Here is a 20,314-nt window from a genome sequence, read left to right as displayed (position 1 = left end):
GCTCGACTTGCATGTATTAGGCACGCCGCCAGCGTTCATCCTGAGCCAGGATCAAACTCTCCAATAAAGTTAGTTTGTCTAGCATCTAAAAATAAAAATTGACGTTTCACGTTGTTTGTTTCGTTTAGTTTTCAAAGTTCAACATCGCGTTTCAGCGACTTTTATAATATATCATAGTATATTATTTTCGTCAACAAGTTTTTTTGATAATTTGTATCACTCATTTGCTGACTCTGCCTATTATATAGACTTTATTATTATTATGCAAGTATTATTATATAAAAAATAAGAGAGGGAAAATTCCCCTCTCTTATTCTTCAGAAGTAACCTCTTCGCCAGATTCTTCTTCTTCGTCTTTTTGTGCTTTTGCTACTGTCGCTACCTCTTGTTCACCCTCTAATCGAATTAGGCGAACACCTTGTGTATTACGTCCCATTTGAGAGATTTGATCAACCGGCATACGAATAATAATACCCGCTGCTGTTATTAACATAACGTCTTCTTCACCTGTTACAGACTTAACCGCTACTAATTTACCGTTTTTATCTGTAATATTACAAGTCTTCAGACCTTTACCACCACGACTTTGCAGGCGGTATTCATCAATTGGCGTACGCTTTCCATAACCATTTTTCGTTACAATTAGAACATTTACATCCTCTTCGACAATTTCCATACCTACGACTTGATCTTCATCACCTAATGTAATTGCTTTTACACCAGCCGCATTACGTCCCATAGAACGCACATCTTGCTCATTGAAACGAATTAACATACCGTTACTTGTTCCAACGATAATATCCTTATCGCCAGATGTTAAGCGTACAGAGATTACTTCATCCTCTTCACGAAGAGAAATTGCAATTAAACCATTCGTACGTATATTTGCAAATGATGAAAGTGGTGTTCTCTTAGAGATACCTTGTTTCGTTGTGAAGAATAAGAACTGATCGTCACCAAATTCACGAATCGGAATAATAGCGTTGATCCACTCACCTTTATCTACTCCTAATAGGTTAATAATAGGTAGCCCTTTCGCCGTACGACTATATTCTGGAATTTCATATCCTTTTGTACGGTATACTTTACCCTTGTTTGTGAAGAATAAAATATGATCATGGGTAGACGTTGTTAATAAATGTTCAACGAAGTCATCATCATTCGTACCCATTCCTTGTACACCACGTCCCCCACGGTTCTGTGTTTTGTACGTGGACGCTGGTAACCTTTTAATATAACCATTGTGAGTTAATGTAATTGCAATGTTTTGCTCTGGAATTAAATCTTCATCTTCGATAGATTCCATACCGCCGATTGTGATTTCAGTTCGTCTCTTGTCATTAAAACGTTCTTTTACTTCCGTTAATTCCTCACGAATGATCTCAAGAACCTTCTCTTCATCTGCTAAAATTGCTTTTAATTCTGCAATTAGCTTCATTAAGTCTTGATATTCTTGTTCGATTTTTTCACGTTCTAGTCCAGTTAAACGTTGCAGACGCATATCTAAAATCGCCTGTGCTTGTTTTTCACTTAAGCCGAAGCGTTCCATTAAACCTTGTTTTGCAATATCGGCTGTTTTTGAACTACGGATTAACGTAATAACTTCATCAAGATGATCTAAAGCAATTCGTAATCCCTCTAAAATATGAGCGCGCGCTTCCGCTTTCTCTAATTCATAAGCAGTACGTCTACGAATCACGACCTTCTGATGCTCTAAATAATGATATAAATTTTGTTTTAAATTCAGAACTTGTGGCTCTCCATTTACAAGAGACAACATATTAATACCGAAACTTGTTTGAAGTGCTGTGTGTTTATATAGATTATTTAATAGTACATTGGCATTTGCATCGCGACGTACTTCCATAACAATACGCATACCATTTCGATCCGATTCATCACGTAAATCTGTAATACCTTCAATTTTCTTATCACGAACTAATTCTGCAATTTTTTCAATTAAACGTGCCTTATTAACTTGATAAGGTAGCTCAGTTACAATAATAGATTGTTTACCGTTGGCTCTCTCTTCAATTTCAACTTTAGCACGAATTATAATAGAACCACGACCTGTCTCGTAAGCTCTTCGAATCCCACTTCTTCCTAAGATCAAACCTGCTGTTGGGAAATCTGGTCCTGGAATACATTCCATTAATTCAGCAATGGTAATTTCGGGATTATGACTTAATGCCAATACACCATCAATTACTTCCCCAAGTTGATGCGGTGGAATATTCGTTGCCATACCAACCGCAATACCTGTTGTACCATTTACTAATAAATTAGGGAAACGGGCTGGTAATACAATCGGTTCTCTCTCAGAACCATCATAGTTATCTTGATAGTCAATTGTATTTTTGGTAATATCTCGTATTAATTCCATAGAGATCTTAGACATTCTTGCTTCTGTATAACGCATTGCTGCCGCTGAATCTCCATCAACAGAACCGAAATTACCATGTCCGTCAACAAGCATATAACGTTGACTAAAATCTTGCGCCATACGTACCATTGTTTCATAAACAGCTGAATCACCGTGTGGATGATACTTACCGATTACTTCGCCGACAATACGCGCCGATTTCTTATATGCTTTGTCAGCTGTAATTCCTAAATCATTCATTGCGTATAAAACCCTGCGATGTACGGGTTTTAATCCATCACGAACATCTGGTAGTGCACGAGATACGATAACACTCATTGCGTAATCTAAAAATGAGGTACGCATTTCGTGACTAATATTAATTTCTCGAATTCGTGCTTGTTGTTGATTATCTGACATCAACGAGCACCTCCTCTTACATTTCCGTTACACATACATTGATTTATATGTAGAAGACAGGAATACTTAGATCCCTGTCATTACTTACTTAAATATCAAGGTTTTTCACGTATTTTGCATTTTCTTGGATAAAATTACGACGTGGTTCTACTTTATCACCCATTAAAATTTCAAATGTTTCGTCTGCCTCAATTGCATCTTGAAGAGAAACTTGAAGTAATGAACGTACTTCTGGGTCCATTGTCGTTTCCCATAACTGAGTTGGATTCATTTCCCCTAGACCTTTATAACGCTGAATTCCCGGTTTCGGATGAGCTGGTAGCTCCGCTAATATCTTTTCAAGCTCTCTATCATTGTAAGCATATTGAATTTTTTTACCTTGTTGTACTTTAAACAACGGTGGCTGTGCAATATATATATAACCATACTCAATGATTTGACGCATATAACGATAGAAGAACGTTAATAATAGGGTACGAATATGCGCACCATCCACGTCAGCATCTGTCATAATAATAACTTTATGATAACGAGCCTTCTCTATATCGAAGTCCCCACCAATATTTGTACCAATCGCTGTTATAATTGTACGCACTTCATCATTTGATAAAATCTTATCTAAGCGTGCCTTTTCAACATTAATAATTTTACCCTTCAGTGGTAAAATCGCTTGGAAATGACGATCGCGCCCTTGTTTCGCTGATCCCCCCGCAGAGTCGCCCTCTACGATATAAATTTCGCTAATTGCTGGATCTTTAGAAGAACAATCTGCCAACTTCCCTGGTAAACTTGAGACTTCTAGAGCACTCTTTCGGCGCGTTAATTCACGAGCTTTTTTAGCCGCTACACGTGCACGCGCTGCCATAGTCCCTTTATCTACAATTTTACGTGCAACATTGGGATTTTCCAGCAAGAACTTCTCAAACGCCTCTGAGAATACAGACTCTGTAATCGTTCTCGCTTCACTATTCCCAAGTTTCGTCTTTGTTTGTCCTTCAAATTGTGGATTTGGATGTTTAATTGACACGATTGCTGTTAAACCTTCACGAACATCTTCACCAGTTAAATTACTATCCGCATCTTTTAAAATGTTATTTTTACGACCATAATCGTTAATTACACGTGTTAGGGCAGTCTTAAAGCCTACCTCATGCGTACCGCCTTCATACGTATGAATATTATTTGTAAATGAGTAAATATGATTAGTATATCCTTCGTTATATTGAAGGGAAACCTCAACCTGAATTCCATCTTTTGAACCTTCAACATATACAGGTTCTTCATGAATCGGTTGCTTTGAACGATTTAAATGTTCAACATATGATTTAATTCCACCTTCATAATGGAATTCTTTCTTTTGCTTATGTTCACGCTTATCTTCAATTGTTAATTTAATATTACGATTTAAAAACGCTAGCTCACGCATACGGGTAGCTAATGTATCAAATTCGTATTCTGTCGTCTCTTGAAAAATTTCTGGATCTGGCTTAAATCGTGTTATTGTTCCTGTGCGGTCTGTTTCACCTATTACCTTTAAATCCGCAACCGGGATACCACGTTCATATTTTTGATAGTGAACTTTTCCATCTCGATGTACAAATACCTCTAATTCTGTTGATAAAGCATTTACAACAGATGCACCTACTCCGTGCAAACCACCGGAGACTTTATAACCGCCACCGCCAAATTTCCCTCCAGCATGAAGGACCGTCATAATAACCTCTACAGCAGGACGTCCCATTTTCTCTTGAATACCAACTGGGATACCACGACCATCATCTGTTACAACAATACTATTATCTTCTTCAATACTGACATTAATTTCATCACAATATCCGGCTAAAGCTTCGTCAATACTATTATCAACTATTTCCCATACGAGGTGATGAAGACCTTTTCCACTTGTAGAGCCGATATACATACCAGGACGCTTACGAACCGCTTCCAGTCCTTCTAACACCTGAATCTGACTTTCATCATATGCATTTTCCTGCATTTGCTTTTGTTCCATTGACACAAAGATCACCTACTTTTCCATTTAAACAGAAATTATTTTCTGTCTATTTCACAATCTACCGTGCCGTTCGTTACATGAATTGTTTTCGCTTCTTTCAATGTTTCGTGTTCAATTCCGTCGACACTCGTCGTTGTCACAAATGTTTGCACTTTTCCTTGAATTGTATTTAGCAGATGCGATTGACGATAATCATCTAATTCTGATAACACATCATCTAGTAAAAGGATTGGATATTCCTTAACCTCTGAGTATATCAATTCAATTTCAGCCAATTTTAGGGATAGTGCGGTTGTTCGTTGTTGCCCTTGTGAACCAAAGACTTGAACATTTTTACTATTAACGAAGAATTGTAAATCATCACGATGAGGACCGAGTAAAGTTGTACCACGAAAAATTTCACGTTGTTTCACAGTTTGAAAACTTTCATAGTATACTTCTTTTATTTTCGACAAATCCATTGATTCTGATACATCTACGCTTGGTTTATACACGATTTCTAGCTCCTCTAACCCCCTGCTAATTCCACGGTGAATTGGAGCAGCCCATTCTTGTAGTAAATGTAAAAACTCAAAACGTTTCCGCAAAATTTTCGCACCATGCTCGATAAGTTGAATTGTAAATACATCCAGCATCGTTTCCTCATTTTTACTATTTCCTTGCATCTTCTTAAGTAAATGATTTCGTTGCGTGAGTACCTTTTGATATTGGCTTAATTCATACAAATAGACAGGAGCTATTTGTCCAAGTTCCATATCCAAAAAGCGTCTTCGTACTTGAGGGCTTCCTTTTACAAGATTTAAATCTTCTGGGGCAAACATAACAACATTCATTTCACCAATGTACTGGCTTAATTTTTGTTGTTCTAACTGATTCAACTTTGCCTTTTTACCTTTTTTTGAAATATTTAATTCTAAAGATAAAGAACTATTTCGCTTTTGTAATCTACCTTTTATATTACCATAATCCTCATCCCAACGAATGAGTTCACGATCGTTCGAAGTTCTATGGGATTTCGCCATCGCCAGTACATATATAGCTTCCATTAGATTCGTTTTCCCTTGGGCATTTTCCCCAATAATTACATTGACTTTATCCTCAAAGGAAAGCTCTAAATGCTCATAATTGCGATAGTTTTTTAATTGTATTTCTGTAATAAACAAAGGGATCCCCCTTTATGCCTGAACTTGGAAAGTTCCGCTTCCCGGAATTTCAACAATATCATTTGCATATAACTTTCGGCCTCTTCTATTTTCAAGTTCTTGATTCACGTATACTTCATATTCTTGTAAGAACCATTTCACAGCGCCACCTGTATCAATTACATCAGCTAACTTTAAAAATTGTCCTAGTGTAATGTATTCTGTTGAAATCTTAATAAGTTTCATAAAATCGCTCACTTTCTGAAAGTGTTCATTCTTTCATTGTACTAAATAAACTAGCATTAGGAAAGTAATACCCTACAAATCAAATAAGGGTCACTAGTACCTTTAAACTAGCAACCCTTAATCCTTACTTAGTAAGTACGGACCGGTAAAATTAATTGGATAATGGAATTATCATTTACTGTACGAATTAAGAACGGTCTCATTGCCCCAGTAAAACTAACTTTAATTTCTGTACTATCTAAAGCTTTTAATGCGTCCATCATATATTTTGCACTAAAAGATATTTTTAATTCTTCTCCATCTACATTTTCACATTGAACCTCTTCTACTACTTTTCCGATTTCTGGCGAATTCGAAGAAATCTCTAGCATCTGTTGTTCTAACGTCGATAATTTAACAACGTTGTTACGACCATCTCTTGCTAATAGTGAAGCACGATCAATTGCTTGTAAAAACTCTTTTGTATTTACAAAAATATCAGTCTTACTCTCAGCTGGAATTAAACGTGTTGTATCTGGATAATTTCCTTCTAACAATCTCGAGAAGAATAATAAATGTTTTGTACGGAATAATACTTGATACTCCGTAATAACGATATCTACCATTTCTTCAGACTCATCTAGAATTTTACTTAATTCATTTAAGCTTTTACCAGGAATAACGACATTTGCTTGAAATTCATCGGCAATATCATGTCCTGCTATTTTCGCTTTACGAAGTGCTAGCCTGTGACTATCTGTTGCAATACAAGTTAATTCGCTGTTATATACTTTCCAGTTTACACCTGTCAAGATCGGCCTTGTTTCAGAACTTGAAACTGCAAATACAGTTTGACGAATCATGTGCTTTAATAAATCTGTTGGAATCTTAAATACATGATGTTCTTCGATTTGTGGTAATAACGGATATTCAGCAGAATCTAAACCATTTAGATTAAACTCTGATTTTCCAGATTTTATTTTTGTCATAAAATGATTTTCCACAGAAATTTCGACAATGTCTTTAGGTAATTTTTTTACGATCTCACTAAAATATTTTGCTTGTAAAACAATGCTTCCTGATTGTTCAATTTCTACAATTTCTTTTCCAGCATCTTCAACTGGGATAAATGACTCAATGGAAATATCTGCATCGCTGCCTGTTAAAGTAACCCCTTCTTCAGTTGCTACAACTTTAATCCCTGTAAGAATTGGAATGGTTGTACGGGAAGAAACAGCCTTCATTACATCTTGTACACTTCTTACAAGATAGTCTTTTTGTATTGTAAAACGCATAACGAAAAACCTCCGGTAAGTATAAGATTTTATTTATTTAATAAAGATAAAAAAGTAGTAGTAATAGTAATAGGGCTTGTGGATATGTGGATAACTCTGTTTAGAGATGTAAAAACAGTCTATCTACATGTGGATAGACTGTGCGTAAAACAAAGTAAGTTATTCACACTATTCAGCTACTACTACTTTAAAATATCATTAATTTCTTCAACGTGTTTTTGCAATTGAGTATCCGTTTTTAGTAGCTTCGAAATTTTCTCGTGAGCATGGATAACTGTTGTATGATCGCGACCACCAAATTCTTCACCTATTTTTGGTAAAGATGAGTCCGTAAGTTCACGTGATAAATACATCGCAATTTGGCGAGGGAATGCAACGGATTTTGTGCGTTTTTTCGCTTTAAAATCTTCTAATTTTACTTGATAGACACCCCCAACAGCCTTTTGAATATCAGAAATAGAAATAATCCTAGGTATAGAATTTGGAATAATATCTTTAAGTGCTTCGGCCGCTAAATCAGCATTCATATCTTTATTAATTAAAGATGAATAAGCTACAACTCGAATAAGTGCACCCTCTAGTTCACGAATGTTTGAGTCAATTTGATTTGCGATATAAAGCATAACTTCATTTGGTATATCAAGACCTTCTGCTTTTGCCTTTTTACGTAAAATTGCGATTCTAGTTTCTAAATCTGGTGGCGTAATATCTGTGATTAAACCCCATTCAAAGCGAGAACGAAGGCGATCTTCTAAAGTTGGGATCTCTTTTGGAGGTCTATCACTTGAAATTACAATTTGTTTACTTTCTTCATGTAATGCATTAAATGTATGGAAAAACTCTTCTTGTGTTTGTTCTTTTCCAGCAAGAAATTGAATATCATCTATCAATAAGACATCTACATTACGATATTTATTACGAAAATCGACAGCTTTATTATCACGAATTGAGTTAATGAATTCATTTGTAAATTTTTCAGATGATAAATATACAACTTTTGCATTTGGATTGTGTTCAATTACATAATGACCAATTGCGTGCATTAAATGCGTTTTTCCAAGTCCAACGCCCCCGTAAATAAAGAGTGGATTATAGGCTTTAGCCGGCGCTTCGGCTACAGCTAAAGAAGCAGCATGTGCAAAACGATTACCAGAGCCGATAACAAACGTATCAAATGTATATTTTGGATTTAACATGCTCTGTGGTAAATGGTTAGATTCATCATGTGCTGGATTTTGTTTAACAGAAGGGAGATCTATATCCTCTTCTGCTTGACTTTGGGGAATGATAAAGCGAATAGCTAGTTTTGCCCCTGTTAAATCATAAAGTGTTTCTGAAATTAGTTCTGAATAATGCGATTCTAGCCAGTCACGAGCAAATTCATTTGGAGCTGTAATAGTTAATACATCTTTTTTTAAGTTATGAGCAGTTGTTGATTTTAACCACGTTTCATAACTTGGCTTACTCACCTTTTTTTCTAATTCTTTTAAGGCGCTATTCCATAAATCAGAGATATTTTCCAAAGGTGTCCCTCCTTTACAAAGATGGTAAAAGAATGAGGTTGCGCAACAATTGTACAACCCACAAATATTTTAAATGCATATTTATACGAAACGTATTTTAAAATATAAAAACGTTGTTTGTATCCGAGATAGAGTTTTCGACAAAAAAACAAATGTGGACAACTATTTACCCACATGTGATTTAAACTATCCACATGTTATGCACAAATTGTGGATAAAATAATGATGTGGAAAACTTATTCAAAGTGAAAACACAACTATAATATCAAAAAAAAGTGGCTATAGCAATGAAATTAAGAAAGTTATCCACAAAATCAATACCTTGTGGAATAAACTTGTCCACAATACGATATACTGTGTAAAAGTGAAAAAAGGGTTTGTGGATATAAAAAAAGAGGAAATGCATTTATCCACAAGGGAATGTAGGGGTTGTGAAAAAGTGTGTGAATAGATTCAAAATGAATATTTGATGAAAATTTCGAGAACCATTGACATTTTCCTAGTTGATTTACTATAATTTATTAGACTGTCTTTAACAGATATTCCTCAGGGAGGTGTCATATAATGAAAAGAACTTACCAACCAAATAAACGTAAGCGCAGCAAAGTACATGGTTTCCGCAGCCGTATGAGCACAGCGAACGGACGTAAAGTGCTAGCAGCTCGTCGTCGTAAAGGAAGAAAAGTATTATCTGCGTAGACCACTGATCGTTCAGTGGTCTTTTTTTCTAATAATAATGAATTTCCACTGATGAAATACAGGAGTGTCAATTGATATGAAGAAAAAAAATCGTATAAAAAAGAATGATGAATTCCAGGCTGTTTTCCAAAAAGGACAGTCGAATGCTAATCGTCAGTTTGTTGTATACCAATTAGATAAAGAAAAACAGCCACACTTTCGCATTGGCCTTTCTGTTAGTAAGAAAATAGGAAATGCAGTAGTTCGTAATCGAATTAAGCGTATGATTCGCCAATCGATTATAGAATTAAAAGATGAGATAGATTCTGGAAAAGATTTTGTTATAATAGCAAGGAAGCCTTGTGCAGAGATGACATATGAAGAGTTAAAGAAAAGCTTAATTCATGTCTTTAAACGCTCTGGTATGAAAATAATAAAAAAGTAGCGTAAGGAAATGAATTACACTATATACATACCGAAACAAGGAGGAGCAGGCTTTGAAAAAGAAAATAGGTTTACTGGCCATGGTTGTTGCATTAATGGCAATTGCTACCGGTTGTAATCAAACGAATCAGCCGATTACATCAAAGAGCACTGGGATTTGGAATGAATACTTCGTATACCCGCTTTCTCAGTTGATCACGTATTTCGCGAAATTGTTGGGTGATAATTACGGTTTAGCGATCGTTATTACGACTCTTATTATTCGTTTTGCATTATTACCATTAATGATTAAGCAAACGAAGAGTACGAAAGCGATGCAGGCGTTACAACCAGAAATGGTGAGGTTAAAAGAGAAATATAGCTCGAAAGACCAAGCAACGCAGCAAAAATTACAACAAGAAATGATGCAGTTATATCAAAAAAATGGTGTAAATCCATTAGCAGGGTGTTTACCAATATTTGTTCAGATGCCTATTTTATTCGCTTTCTATCACGCGATTATGAGAACATCAGAAATTAGTAAGCATACATTCTTATGGTTTGATTTAGGGCACGCAGATCCGTACTACATCCTTCCGGTTGTTGCGGCTATTACGACATTTATTCAGCAAAAGCTTGCAATGGCAGGAACAGCTGGACAAAATCCGCAAATGGCAATGATGATTTGGCTTATGCCAATCATGATTTTAGTCTTTGCAATTAACTTCCCAGCAGCACTATCACTGTACTGGGTAGTTGGTAACATCTTTGGTATCGCTCAAATGTATATGATCAAAGGGCCTGAAATTAAGGCTAGTAAGGCAGGAGGATCAAGCAAGTGAGTATAATTACTGCTAAAGGACAAACAGTCGAGCTGGCAGTACAAGATGCTTTAAGACAACTAAATGCTTCGAAAGATCGAGTGGATATAAATATTATCGATGAGGGTAAGAGAGGATTCCTAGGTTTATTTGGGAATCGTCCTGCTGTAGTAGAAGTTGTATTGAAGAAGGATCCAATCCAAGAATGTGAAGAATATTTAAAAAATGTTATTCGCAATATGGATGTGGAAGTTGAGATTAGAAAAGTTGTAAAAGGGCGCGAAGTTGAATTTACAATTTCTGGTGAAAATGTAGGTGTTTTAATTGGAAAAAGAGGTAATACGCTGAATTCTTTACAATATTTAACAAAACTTGTTGCGAATCGTAATACAAAGGAATATATTGGTATCACACTAGATGCTGAAAACTATCGTAGTAAAAGGAAAAATACGTTAGAATCGCTTTCTTATCGATTAGCAAAACAAGTGGCGAGTACGAAAAAAAGAGTTGTATTAGAACCAATGCCTTCTTTTGAACGGAAAATTATTCATCAAGCATTATCTAATCATCAAAGTATCATTACAACTTCTGAAGGAAAAGAACCACATCGGCATGTTGTAATATCTTCCAAATGACCGGTTACTCAATTGAGTGCCGGTTTTTTTGAGGCAAAAATGATTGTGGATAACTAAAAAACACTAAACTTATCCACTGTGAATAAGTTTAGTGTTTTTTACATGAGGACATAATAAAATGAGTTATTATTCTTTTGTAGATAGGTTCGTTATGGTATCCTAATAATTTAGTGAAGGAAAAAATCATGTTGAAATAGAGATAAATAAGCAAGTGAGGTGAAAGGACATGGAATTTGATACAATTGCCGCGATTTCCACAGCGCTTGGGGAAGGTGCAATTGCCATTGTTCGAGTAAGTGGAGATGATGCGGTTGAGAAAGTGAATCGCATTTTTAAAGGGAAGGATTTAACAGAAGTTCCTTCTCACACTATTCATTATGGTCATATTGTTGATTTAGATACAAATCAAGTTATTGAAGAAGTTATGGTGTCCATTATGCGTGCACCAAGGACTTTTACACGTGAAAATATAGTAGAGATTAACTGTCATGGTGGACTTGTTTCGGTAAATAAAGTATTGCAGCTTATTTTAGCACAAGGAGTACGATTAGCTGAGCCTGGTGAATTTACAAAACGTGCTTTTTTAAATGGGCGTATTGATTTATCACAAGCAGAAGCTGTTATGGATTTAATTCGTGCAAAAACAGATCGTGCAATGAATGTAGCAATTAACCAAATGGAAGGACGATTATCTAAATTAATTGGTCGTCTGCGTCAAGAAATATTAGAAACACTAGCTCATGTTGAAGTAAATATAGATTACCCAGAATATGATGATGTAGAAGAGATGACGCATAATATTTTAATTGAGAAAGCTACACATGTCCGTGCTGAAATTGCAAAGATATTAGAAACGTCGAAGCAAGGGAAAATTTTACGTGAAGGTATCGCAACCGCAATTATCGGTAGACCTAACGTTGGAAAGTCATCGCTATTAAATAGTCTTGTTCAAGAGAAAAAAGCAATTGTAACTGATATTGCAGGAACAACTCGCGATGTTATTGAAGAGTACGTTAATGTGCGTGGTGTACCACTTAAACTTATAGATACAGCCGGTATTCGTGAGACGGAAGATGTCGTTGAACGAATTGGTGTAGAGCGTTCAAAAGAAATGATGAGCCAAGCTGATTTAGTTTTAGTTGTTGTCAACTATAGTGAGGTTTTAACAAATGAAGATGAAGATTTATTCCATGCCGTACAAGGAAAAGATTTCATTGTTATTGTGAATAAGACAGATTTACCGCAAGAAATTGATATGGAACGTGTTGCAGAGTTAGCTGCGGGGAATCGTGTTATTACAACATCCTTAATTGAGGAGCAAGGAATAGATGAGCTTGAAAAGGCTATTGCTGATTTATTCTTTGAAGGAGCAATTGATTCTGCAGATATGACATATGTTTCTAACGCAAGACATATTGGACTATTGACACAAGCAGGAAAAACAATTGGTGATGCAATTGAAGCGATAGAAAATGGTGTTCCAATTGATATGGTACAAATCGATTTAACAAGAACGTGGGAAATACTTGGTGAAATTACTGGTGATACCGTCCATGAAAGCTTAATTGACCAATTGTTCTCTCAATTTTGTTTAGGAAAATAATACAGAGATTATTTAGGAGGAATAAACAATGGGATACAATGCCGGTTCATACGATGTCATAGTAATCGGTGCAGGTCATGCAGGATGTGAAGCTGGTCTTGCGGCAGCACGAATGGGCTCAAAAACCTTAATGCTAACAATTAATTTAGATATGGTAGCGTTCATGCCATGTAACCCTTCTGTTGGTGGACCAGCAAAAGGGATTGTTGTTCGTGAAATTGATGCATTAGGCGGAGAAATGGGACGAAATATTGATAAAACGCATATTCAAATGCGTATGTTAAATACAGGTAAAGGACCAGCTGTACGTGCGCTTCGAGCACAAGCTGATAAATTCTCTTACCAGCATGAATTGAAGAAAACGATTGAAGAGACACCAAACTTAACGTTGTTCCAAGGAATGGTAGAGCGTTTAATTGTTGAAGATGGTGTATGTAAAGGGGTAATTACGCAAGCTGGTGCCGAATATACAGCAAAAACAGTTGTAATTACAACGGGAACATTTTTACGCGGTGAGATTATTATGGGGGATTTAAAATATTCAAGTGGTCCAAATAATCAGCAACCATCCATTACATTATCTGAACACTTAGAGGAGCTTGGTTTTGATCTTGTTAGATTTAAAACAGGTACACCTCCTCGTGTAAACAGTAATACAATTGATTACAGTAAAACAGAAATTCAACCAGGTGATGATAAACCACGTGCGTTCTCTTTTGAAACGACAAAATTTATTATGGATCAAATTCCTTGTTGGTTGACATATACGAGTACGGAAACACATCGTTTAATAGATGAAAATTTACATCGTTCAGCTATGTATTCTGGTATGATTAAAGGAACGGGACCTAGATACTGCCCTTCTATTGAAGATAAAGTAGTAAGATTTAATGATAAACCACGTCATCAAATTTTCTTAGAGCCAGAGGGACGCAACACACAAGAAGTATATGTACAAGGTTTATCCACAAGCTTACCAGAAGATGTACAGCGAGACATGCTTAGAACAATCCCAGGTCTGGAAAATGTTGAAATGATGCGTACAGGTTATGCCATTGAATATGATGCAATTGTGCCAACGCAATTATGGCCAACACTTGAAACGAAAAACATTAAAAATTTATATACAGCAGGACAAATTAATGGAACTTCTGGTTACGAAGAAGCGGCAGGACAAGGACTTATGGCTGGAATTAATGCAGCATGTCGTTCTTTAGGTAAAAAAGAAGTTATTTTAGGTCGTGCAGATGCATATATTGGTGTCTTAATTGATGACCTTGTAACAAAAGGTACAAATGAACCATACCGTTTATTAACATCTCGAGCAGAATATCGTTTATTATTACGCCACGATAATGCAGATCTTCGTCTAACTGAGATTGGTCGGGAAATTGGTTTAATTAAAGAAGATCGTTATGAGAGATTTACAAATAAAAAACTACAAATTGAACAGGAAAAGGAACGTTTAGAGAGTATTTTTATTAAACCGCGTCCTGAAGTTCAAGAATTAATTCGTAGTATTGGTGGAAGTGAATTGAAAGATGGGATACGCGCAAGTGATTTATTACGTCGCCCAGAGATGACATATGAGCATATCCATCTTTTAGTACCAAGTGAAGTAGAATTAAATGATGAGATTACAGAACAAGTTGAGATTCAGATTAAGTACGAAGGATATATCGAAAAATCTTTACAGCAAGTAGACCGTATGAAGAGAATGGAAAACAAAAAAATTCCTGTGGATATTGATTATGATGCGATTTCTGGAATTGCATCAGAAGCTAGACAGAAACTAAAAGATGTTCGTCCGCTTTCGATGGGGCAAGCTTCACGTATTTCTGGCGTAAATCCAGCTGATGTTTCCATTTTGCTTGTGTACATTGAACAAGGAAAAATTGCACGAGTATCGAACCAATAAATAGTAAGGAGATATTGCTAGATGAACATAGAACAATTTCAATCTATGCTAGAAGAGAAGGGGATTTCCCTCTCTTCTAGACAGTTAGAGCAGTTCAAAATCTACTTTGAAACGTTAGTAGAGTGGAATGAGAAAATGAATTTAACAGCTATTACGGAGAAAGAAGAAGTATACTTAAAACACTTTTTTGATTCTATTACAGCTGCTTTTTATTATGATTTTTCAAAACCATCCTCTATTTGTGATGTTGGTGCAGGAGCCGGATTCCCAAGCATTCCTTTGAAAATCTGTTTCCCACACTTAAAAGTAACAATTGTAGATTCATTGCAAAAACGTATTAATTTCTTAAATCACTTAGCACAAAAGCTAGAATTAAGTGATGTTGCATTTTGCCATGATCGCGCTGAAACATTTGGGAAAAAAGAAGGTGTACGTGAGTCATACGATATTGTAATGGCACGTGCAGTTGCGCGACTTTCTGTACTGAGTGAGCTATGTTTACCACTTGTAAAAGTAGGAGGAACATTCATTGCCATGAAAGGTGCAGCAGCGAACGAAGAAATTGAAAATGGCAAGTATGCTTTAGAGGTACTTGGCGGGGAATTAAAAGAAATGTCTACGTTCCAATTGCCGTTTGAAGAAAGTGAACGTAATATTTTATTAATCGAGAAAAAGCGCAAGACACCAAAGAAATATCCACGCAAACCGGGAACACCCAATAAATTACCTATTGAAAAATAAATCTTATTAGACGTAAGATTAAATTATATAAATGAAAACGTAAATGTTTCATGGGAAACATTTTATGTAAAACAGTCAATAGGCCTAAAAGGTGGTGGAATATGTATGAAAAATACGTTTTCTCGTTTATTTGGCTTTGGAGATAAAGAGAGCGAATTCGAATTACAAGACGAAAGCCATGAAGAAATAGATAAAAAGGTATTTGAAGAAATACAAGAAATACCGATAGTAAATATTACCCCTAACCGCTATCAACCGCGAACAGTTTTTGATGATGCACGTATTGAGGAGCTAGCTTTAACGATTCGTACACATGGGCTTATCCAGCCGATTGTTGTGAGACAATATGAGGATGATAAGTATGAGATTATTGCCGGGGAAAGACGTTTTCGTGCAGCAACAAAATTAGGGTGGGAAAAGGTTCCTGCAATAATAAAAAATTTAAATGATACTGAGACAGCTTCTGTGGCGTTAATTGAAAATTTGCAGCGTGAGGAATTAACAGCAATCGAGGAGGCTGTGGCATATCAAAAGCTGATTGAGTTACATAATTTAACACAAGAAGCATTGGCACAACGACTTGGAAAAGGGCAATCCACAATCGCAAATAAATTACGATTATTAAAGTTGCCCGAAGAAATAAAAAATGCATTATTAGAAAAGAGTATTACAGAACGGCATGCTCGCGCTCTTATTCCTTTGAAAAATGAGGAATTACAACTGAAGGTTTTACAAGAAATTGTGGAGAAGCAGTTGAATGTAAAGCAAACAGAAGAACGAATTGCGAAGTTACTAGAGGAAGTAAAACCAAAGCGCAAAGCGAAGCAAAAAGCAGTAAGTCGAGATGCGAGAATTGCTATGAATACAATTAGACAATCATTACAAATGGTTGCTAACAGTGGTTTGAATGTTAATTCTGCGGAAGAAGAATTTGATGAGTACTATCAAATTACAATTAAAATTCCGAAGAAAAAATAATTATGTGCTAGAGACCTTATCCTATTGGAAAGGTCTCTTTTACTATATTTTCTTGTTAAATGAAGAAGGAGTTTAGAAATAAATTTTGAAGTTTAATAAGGACGTAAAAGAAAAACTTTTATTTCATGTTACAATAAACGTAATTGTTTCTAGAATAAGAAAGAAAGGTTGAAAGTAGGTGACATCATGGGAAAAATCATTGCTATTGCTAATCAAAAAGGCGGTGTTGGAAAAACAACAACATCCGTTAATTTAGGAGCCGGATTGGCACAAGTAGGAAAAAAAGTCCTTCTTGTAGATATTGATGCTCAAGGAAACGCAACGACTGGTGTAGGAATTGAAAAATCTGAATTAGATCAATGTATCTATAATGTTCTTGTGGAAGATGCAGATGTTCAAGGTGTTATACGGAAAACCGCAACTGAAAACTTAGATGTTCTACCCGCTACAATTCAATTGGCTGGTGCCGAAATTGAATTGGTACCAACCATTTCCCGGGAAGTACGCTTGCAGAGAGCATTACAGCCAATTCGTGACGAATATGATTATATTATTATTGACTGTCCCCCATCATTAGGATTACTAACGATTAATGCGTTAACAGCAGCAGATTCTGTTATTATTCCTGTACAGTGTGAATATTACGCGCTGGAAGGGTTAAGTCAGCTATTAAATACAGTTCGACTTGTACAGAAGCATTTAAACAAAAATTTAGCAATTCAAGGTGTATTGCTAACGATGTTGGATGCTCGTACAAATTTAGGAATTCAAGTTATAGATGAAGTGAAAAAATACTTTAGGGATAAAGTGTATCGTTCAATTATTCCTCGCAATGTTCGCTTAAGTGAGGCACCAAGTCATGGAAAACCAATTATGCAGTATGACGCTAAATCAAGAGGGGCAGAAGTATATATAGATTTAGCAGAGGAAGTGATTGCAGGTGGCTAAGGGGTTAGGAAGAGGAATCAATGTGTTTTTTCCTGATTTAGATGTGAAAGAAGAAGAAACAATTCAGGAGATTGTAGTAACTGAATTAAGGCCGAATCCATATCAACCACGTAAACATTTCAATAAAGAAGCGATTCAGGAATTAGCGGCTTCTATTAAAGAACACGGCATATTGCAACCTTTAATTGCTCGAAAGAGTATTAAAGGATATGAAATTGTTGCAGGTGAAAGAAGATATCGTGCTGCTAAAGAGGCTGGACTTGAAAAAGTACCTGCTGTTGTAAGGCAATTAAATGAGCAGCAAATGATGGAATTTGCTTTGCTTGAAAACTTACAAAGAGAAGATTTAAATCCTATGGAAGAGGCAATGGCATATCAGATGTTAATGAATGAGCTAAATGTAACGCAAGAACAATTAGCCAAACGTCTTGGTAAAAGCAGGCCTTACATCGCCAATTATACCCGGTTATTAAGCCTCCCCTCATTCGTTCAAGATATGATTGCAAACGGTCAGCTTTCAATGGCTCATGGAAGAACTTTACTTACGATAAAAGATGAGGAACAGTTGAAAGCTCTATTAAAACGAATCGAAAAAGAAGGATTGAACGTTCGCCAATTAGAACAAATTGTCCAGGAGATTAATCAACGCGTTTCACGTGAAACAATACAAGTGAAAAAAGAAAGAAATATATTTTTTGTAGAACGCGAAACGTTTTTAAGAGAAAAGTTTGGTACAGATGTGAAGATTAAAGAAACGAAAAAAGAAAAAGGTAAAATCGAAATTGAATTTTTCAATAAAGAAGATTTAAATCGCATTTTAGAGCTACTATCAAAGGAAAATTAAAAAGCAAACCATCTTATTTACTTATAGATGGTTTGCTTTTTTTAATGCAGATAATTTTTGGTCAGTTTCTTTTATGCTTTGTGCAATTACATCAGCCATTTTCATAACTAAACTTAGTCTTGTATTTTGAAGTACGAAAAATTCCATGAAACCATTTAAATTTACGATGCCATGTATATGCAAATCACCAATGGCAGGTAATTTCTTATTCATCGCTGCTCCAGGTTTACTAGGCCCCTTTCCGGTAGTGATCGAACCGATACTTTGAGATTTTCCTAAACATGCATCAACAGCAATGATAAATGAAGCGGGATTATCTTTCTGTATATTCTGAATTCTTTCCTCTAAATTTAGCGCATGTATTGGTTCATCTAGTGTGCCAAACACTTGGAAGTTTTTTATTTCTGCTTGTGCTAGTTTAGTACCAACTAATGGGCCAAGCGCATCACCAGTGGAACGGTCTGTGCCTATACAAACGAGAATGAGTGGTATATTAGTCTTAATGGGAGTATGAGAAAGCAAGAAATTACTGATTATCTCAGAGGCTTCTAAGTCCTGATGCATAACATTTTGAGTTTCTTTTTCAAAAAAAGGTAAGCGAAAACTTCCAATATTCATGAAGCACCCATCCTTTTAATAAATTTTCACAATATGTTATAAAGTAAGTGAATGGAAAATTATAAGTGCATGTTTTTTGCAAACTGTGAATAAAAACGGAAATAATAGTACTAGTATATATATATTTGTTCCATTTTATACCTTAATAGAAGTAAACAAATGTAATTAAAGTCATAAATTTTTTTCAGAAATTAGAGGGACTTCTGATACAATAAGAAGGATAATTAAAAAGAAAGTTTAGCTAGAGAGGTAGAGGGACATGGATTTAGCGTTGAAGTGGTTTGAGTCCATTAATTGGACGAATATAGGTACGAAATCACTACAAATAGTCGTTATTTTAATACTTGGTGCAATCGTTGTGCGAGTTGCAAGGGCAATTGTACGAAATGCGTTTCGAATGGGAAGTCGTTCACCGATTCAAATCTCAGAACGTCGTACAGTTACGGTAGCGAAATTGCTTGAAAATATTGTGGCATATGTTGTTATGTTTATCATGTTAATAGCAATTTTAGGTGTATTTGAAATTAATGCATCAGGATTATTAGCCGGTGCCGGGGTAATTGGTTTAGCGGTCGGATTTGGTGCTCAAAGTTTAGTGAAAGATGTCATTACAGGATTATTTATCTTACTAGAAGATCAGTTTTCAGTAGGTGACTATGTAAGAATTGGTCAGTTTGAGGGAGTCGTTTTAGAAATTGGACTTCGTACAACGAAAGTAAAGAGTTGGACAGGTGAAATTCACATTTTACCAAATGGAAGTATCGTTCAAGTTACTAACTTCTCGGTGAGTAACAGTGTAGCATTTGTTGATGTATCTATTTCGTATGAGGCTGACATAGTAAAAGCAGAGCAAGTAATTGAAGAGTTATTAACAGAATTACCTGCAAAATACGAGGAAATGGTAACAACGCCTCAATTGTTAGGTGTACAAACATTAGCTGCGTCAGAAGTTGTATTACGTGTTATTGCTGAAGTAGAGCCCATGAAACATGCAGTTATTGCAAGAGCTCTTCGTAAAGAGATTAAAAACCGTCTAGATTTACATGGAATTGAAATTCCATATCCACGTATGGTTTTATATAATCGTGAAGAATTGGTTAGTGAAAAAGCAATTTAGTATGGAGAG

The 20,314-nt window shown here is 35.7% G+C and carries 18 protein-coding genes and 1 rRNA gene; 11 read left to right on the top strand and 8 right to left on the bottom strand.

Annotated features, from left to right (window positions below; translation table 11 throughout):
- The 7 genes from MR109_RS07975 to dnaA all read right to left on the bottom strand — a co-directional run.
- Positions 1–67 (bottom strand): 16S ribosomal RNA (locus MR109_RS07975); the annotation flags it as partial.
- Positions 68–310: 243 nt separating this feature from the next.
- A complete protein-coding gene (gene gyrA / locus MR109_RS07970) occupies positions 311–2,782 on the bottom strand; it encodes a DNA gyrase subunit A (protein ID WP_242271659.1) in 2,472 nt (823 codons plus the stop codon).
- A gap of 88 nt (positions 2,783–2,870) precedes the next feature.
- Positions 2,871–4,793 (bottom strand): DNA topoisomerase (ATP-hydrolyzing) subunit B, encoded by a 1,923-nt coding sequence (gene gyrB, locus MR109_RS07965; protein WP_071719586.1) that lies wholly within the window; start codon positions 4,791–4,793, stop codon positions 2,871–2,873.
- Between the two features lie 38 nt (positions 4,794–4,831).
- Positions 4,832–5,959, bottom strand: coding sequence for a DNA replication/repair protein RecF (gene recF / locus MR109_RS07960; protein WP_242271657.1), 1,128 nt, complete (start codon positions 5,957–5,959; stop codon positions 4,832–4,834).
- Positions 5,960–5,971: 12 nt separating this feature from the next.
- Complete coding sequence (yaaA, locus tag MR109_RS07955; RefSeq protein ID WP_002016484.1) at positions 5,972–6,184, bottom strand: S4 domain-containing protein YaaA; 213 nt, start codon at positions 6,182–6,184, stop codon at positions 5,972–5,974.
- A gap of 128 nt (positions 6,185–6,312) precedes the next feature.
- On the bottom strand, positions 6,313–7,458 hold the full coding sequence (gene dnaN / locus MR109_RS07950) for a DNA polymerase III subunit beta (protein WP_002174519.1): 1,146 nt from the start codon (positions 7,456–7,458) through the stop codon (positions 6,313–6,315).
- A 182-nt stretch (positions 7,459–7,640) separates the two neighbouring features.
- Positions 7,641–8,981: a chromosomal replication initiator protein DnaA gene (gene dnaA, locus MR109_RS07945; protein ID WP_002174518.1), complete on the bottom strand. Its 1,341-nt coding sequence runs from the start codon at positions 8,979–8,981 to the stop codon at positions 7,641–7,643.
- A gap of 564 nt (positions 8,982–9,545) precedes the next feature.
- Here dnaA and rpmH point away from each other — a divergent pair.
- The 10 genes from rpmH (at position 9,546) to spo0J (ending at position 18,570) form a co-directional block, all read left to right on the top strand.
- The gene (rpmH, locus tag MR109_RS07940; RefSeq protein ID WP_000831901.1) at positions 9,546–9,680 is read left to right on the top strand and encodes a 50S ribosomal protein L34; all 135 of its coding nucleotides are present in this window, start codon (positions 9,546–9,548) and stop codon (positions 9,678–9,680) included.
- Positions 9,681–9,756: 76 nt separating this feature from the next.
- Positions 9,757–10,104 (top strand): ribonuclease P protein component, encoded by a 348-nt coding sequence (rnpA, locus tag MR109_RS07935; RefSeq protein ID WP_002174517.1) that lies wholly within the window; start codon positions 9,757–9,759, stop codon positions 10,102–10,104.
- 52 nt (positions 10,105–10,156) lie between these two features.
- Positions 10,157–10,924, top strand: a complete 768-nt coding sequence (gene spoIIIJ / locus MR109_RS07930) for a YidC family membrane integrase SpoIIIJ (RefSeq protein ID WP_242271656.1) — start codon at positions 10,157–10,159, stop codon at positions 10,922–10,924.
- Positions 10,921–11,538: an RNA-binding cell elongation regulator Jag/EloR gene (gene jag, locus MR109_RS07925; protein WP_242271653.1), complete on the top strand. Its 618-nt coding sequence runs from the start codon at positions 10,921–10,923 to the stop codon at positions 11,536–11,538. The genes spoIIIJ and jag overlap by 4 nt, the downstream gene beginning before the upstream one ends.
- 226 nt (positions 11,539–11,764) lie before the next feature.
- Positions 11,765–13,141 (top strand): tRNA uridine-5-carboxymethylaminomethyl(34) synthesis GTPase MnmE, encoded by a 1,377-nt coding sequence (mnmE, locus tag MR109_RS07920; RefSeq protein ID WP_242271651.1) that lies wholly within the window; start codon positions 11,765–11,767, stop codon positions 13,139–13,141.
- Between the two features lie 28 nt (positions 13,142–13,169).
- Entirely contained in the window at positions 13,170–15,059 is a 1,890-nt protein-coding gene (mnmG, locus tag MR109_RS07915) for a tRNA uridine-5-carboxymethylaminomethyl(34) synthesis enzyme MnmG (protein ID WP_242271648.1), read from the top strand.
- A 21-nt stretch (positions 15,060–15,080) separates the two neighbouring features.
- Complete coding sequence (gene rsmG, locus MR109_RS07910) at positions 15,081–15,800, top strand: 16S rRNA (guanine(527)-N(7))-methyltransferase RsmG (protein WP_098303711.1); 720 nt, start codon at positions 15,081–15,083, stop codon at positions 15,798–15,800.
- Positions 15,801–15,905: 105 nt separating this feature from the next.
- The gene (noc, locus tag MR109_RS07905) at positions 15,906–16,778 is read left to right on the top strand and encodes a nucleoid occlusion protein (protein WP_002174510.1); all 873 of its coding nucleotides are present in this window, start codon (positions 15,906–15,908) and stop codon (positions 16,776–16,778) included.
- A gap of 186 nt (positions 16,779–16,964) precedes the next feature.
- Complete coding sequence (soj, locus tag MR109_RS07900; RefSeq protein WP_002174509.1) at positions 16,965–17,726, top strand: sporulation initiation inhibitor protein Soj; 762 nt, start codon at positions 16,965–16,967, stop codon at positions 17,724–17,726.
- Positions 17,719–18,570, top strand: a complete 852-nt coding sequence (spo0J, locus tag MR109_RS07895) for a stage 0 sporulation protein Spo0J (RefSeq protein WP_025146939.1) — start codon at positions 17,719–17,721, stop codon at positions 18,568–18,570. The genes soj and spo0J overlap by 8 nt, the downstream gene beginning before the upstream one ends.
- 21 nt (positions 18,571–18,591) lie before the next feature.
- On the opposite strand, the gene yyaC is transcribed toward spo0J, so the two are convergent.
- Positions 18,592–19,188, bottom strand: coding sequence for a spore protease YyaC (gene yyaC / locus MR109_RS07890; protein WP_242271641.1), 597 nt, complete (start codon positions 19,186–19,188; stop codon positions 18,592–18,594).
- Positions 19,189–19,447: 259 nt separating this feature from the next.
- On the opposite strand from yyaC, the gene MR109_RS07885 reads away from it, so the two are divergent.
- Positions 19,448–20,305, top strand: a complete 858-nt coding sequence (locus MR109_RS07885; protein WP_242271639.1) for a mechanosensitive ion channel family protein — start codon at positions 19,448–19,450, stop codon at positions 20,303–20,305.
- Positions 20,306–20,314: the final 9 nt, after the last annotated feature.

The sequence above is a fragment of the Bacillus cereus group sp. BfR-BA-01310 genome (assembly GCF_022664325.1).
Lineage (GTDB): Bacteria > Bacillota > Bacilli > Bacillales > Bacillaceae_G > Bacillus_A > Bacillus_A paramycoides.
This window is presented reverse-complemented; position numbering and strand designations above follow the sequence as displayed.

Coding starts and splice junctions, on each gene's coding strand:
- mnmE (WP_242271651.1), top strand. CDS start 11,765: ATGGAATTTGATACAATTGCCGCGATTTCCACAGCGCTTGGGGAAGGT.
- rnpA (WP_002174517.1), top strand. CDS start 9,757: ATGAAGAAAAAAAATCGTATAAAAAAGAATGATGAATTCCAGGCTGTT.
- soj (WP_002174509.1), top strand. CDS start 16,965: ATGGGAAAAATCATTGCTATTGCTAATCAAAAAGGCGGTGTTGGAAAA.
- gyrA (WP_242271659.1), bottom strand. CDS start 2,782: ATGTCAGATAATCAACAACAAGCACGAATTCGAGAAATTAATATTAGT.
- yaaA (WP_002016484.1), bottom strand. CDS start 6,184: ATGAAACTTATTAAGATTTCAACAGAATACATTACACTAGGACAATTT.
- noc (WP_002174510.1), top strand. CDS start 15,906: ATGAAAAATACGTTTTCTCGTTTATTTGGCTTTGGAGATAAAGAGAGC.
- mnmG (WP_242271648.1), top strand. CDS start 13,170: ATGGGATACAATGCCGGTTCATACGATGTCATAGTAATCGGTGCAGGT.
- yyaC (WP_242271641.1), bottom strand. CDS start 19,188: ATGAATATTGGAAGTTTTCGCTTACCTTTTTTTGAAAAAGAAACTCAA.
- rsmG (WP_098303711.1), top strand. CDS start 15,081: ATGAACATAGAACAATTTCAATCTATGCTAGAAGAGAAGGGGATTTCC.
- gyrB (WP_071719586.1), bottom strand. CDS start 4,793: ATGGAACAAAAGCAAATGCAGGAAAATGCATATGATGAAAGTCAGATT.
- rpmH (WP_000831901.1), top strand. CDS start 9,546: ATGAAAAGAACTTACCAACCAAATAAACGTAAGCGCAGCAAAGTACAT.
- dnaN (WP_002174519.1), bottom strand. CDS start 7,458: ATGCGTTTTACAATACAAAAAGACTATCTTGTAAGAAGTGTACAAGAT.
- MR109_RS07885 (WP_242271639.1), top strand. CDS start 19,448: ATGGATTTAGCGTTGAAGTGGTTTGAGTCCATTAATTGGACGAATATA.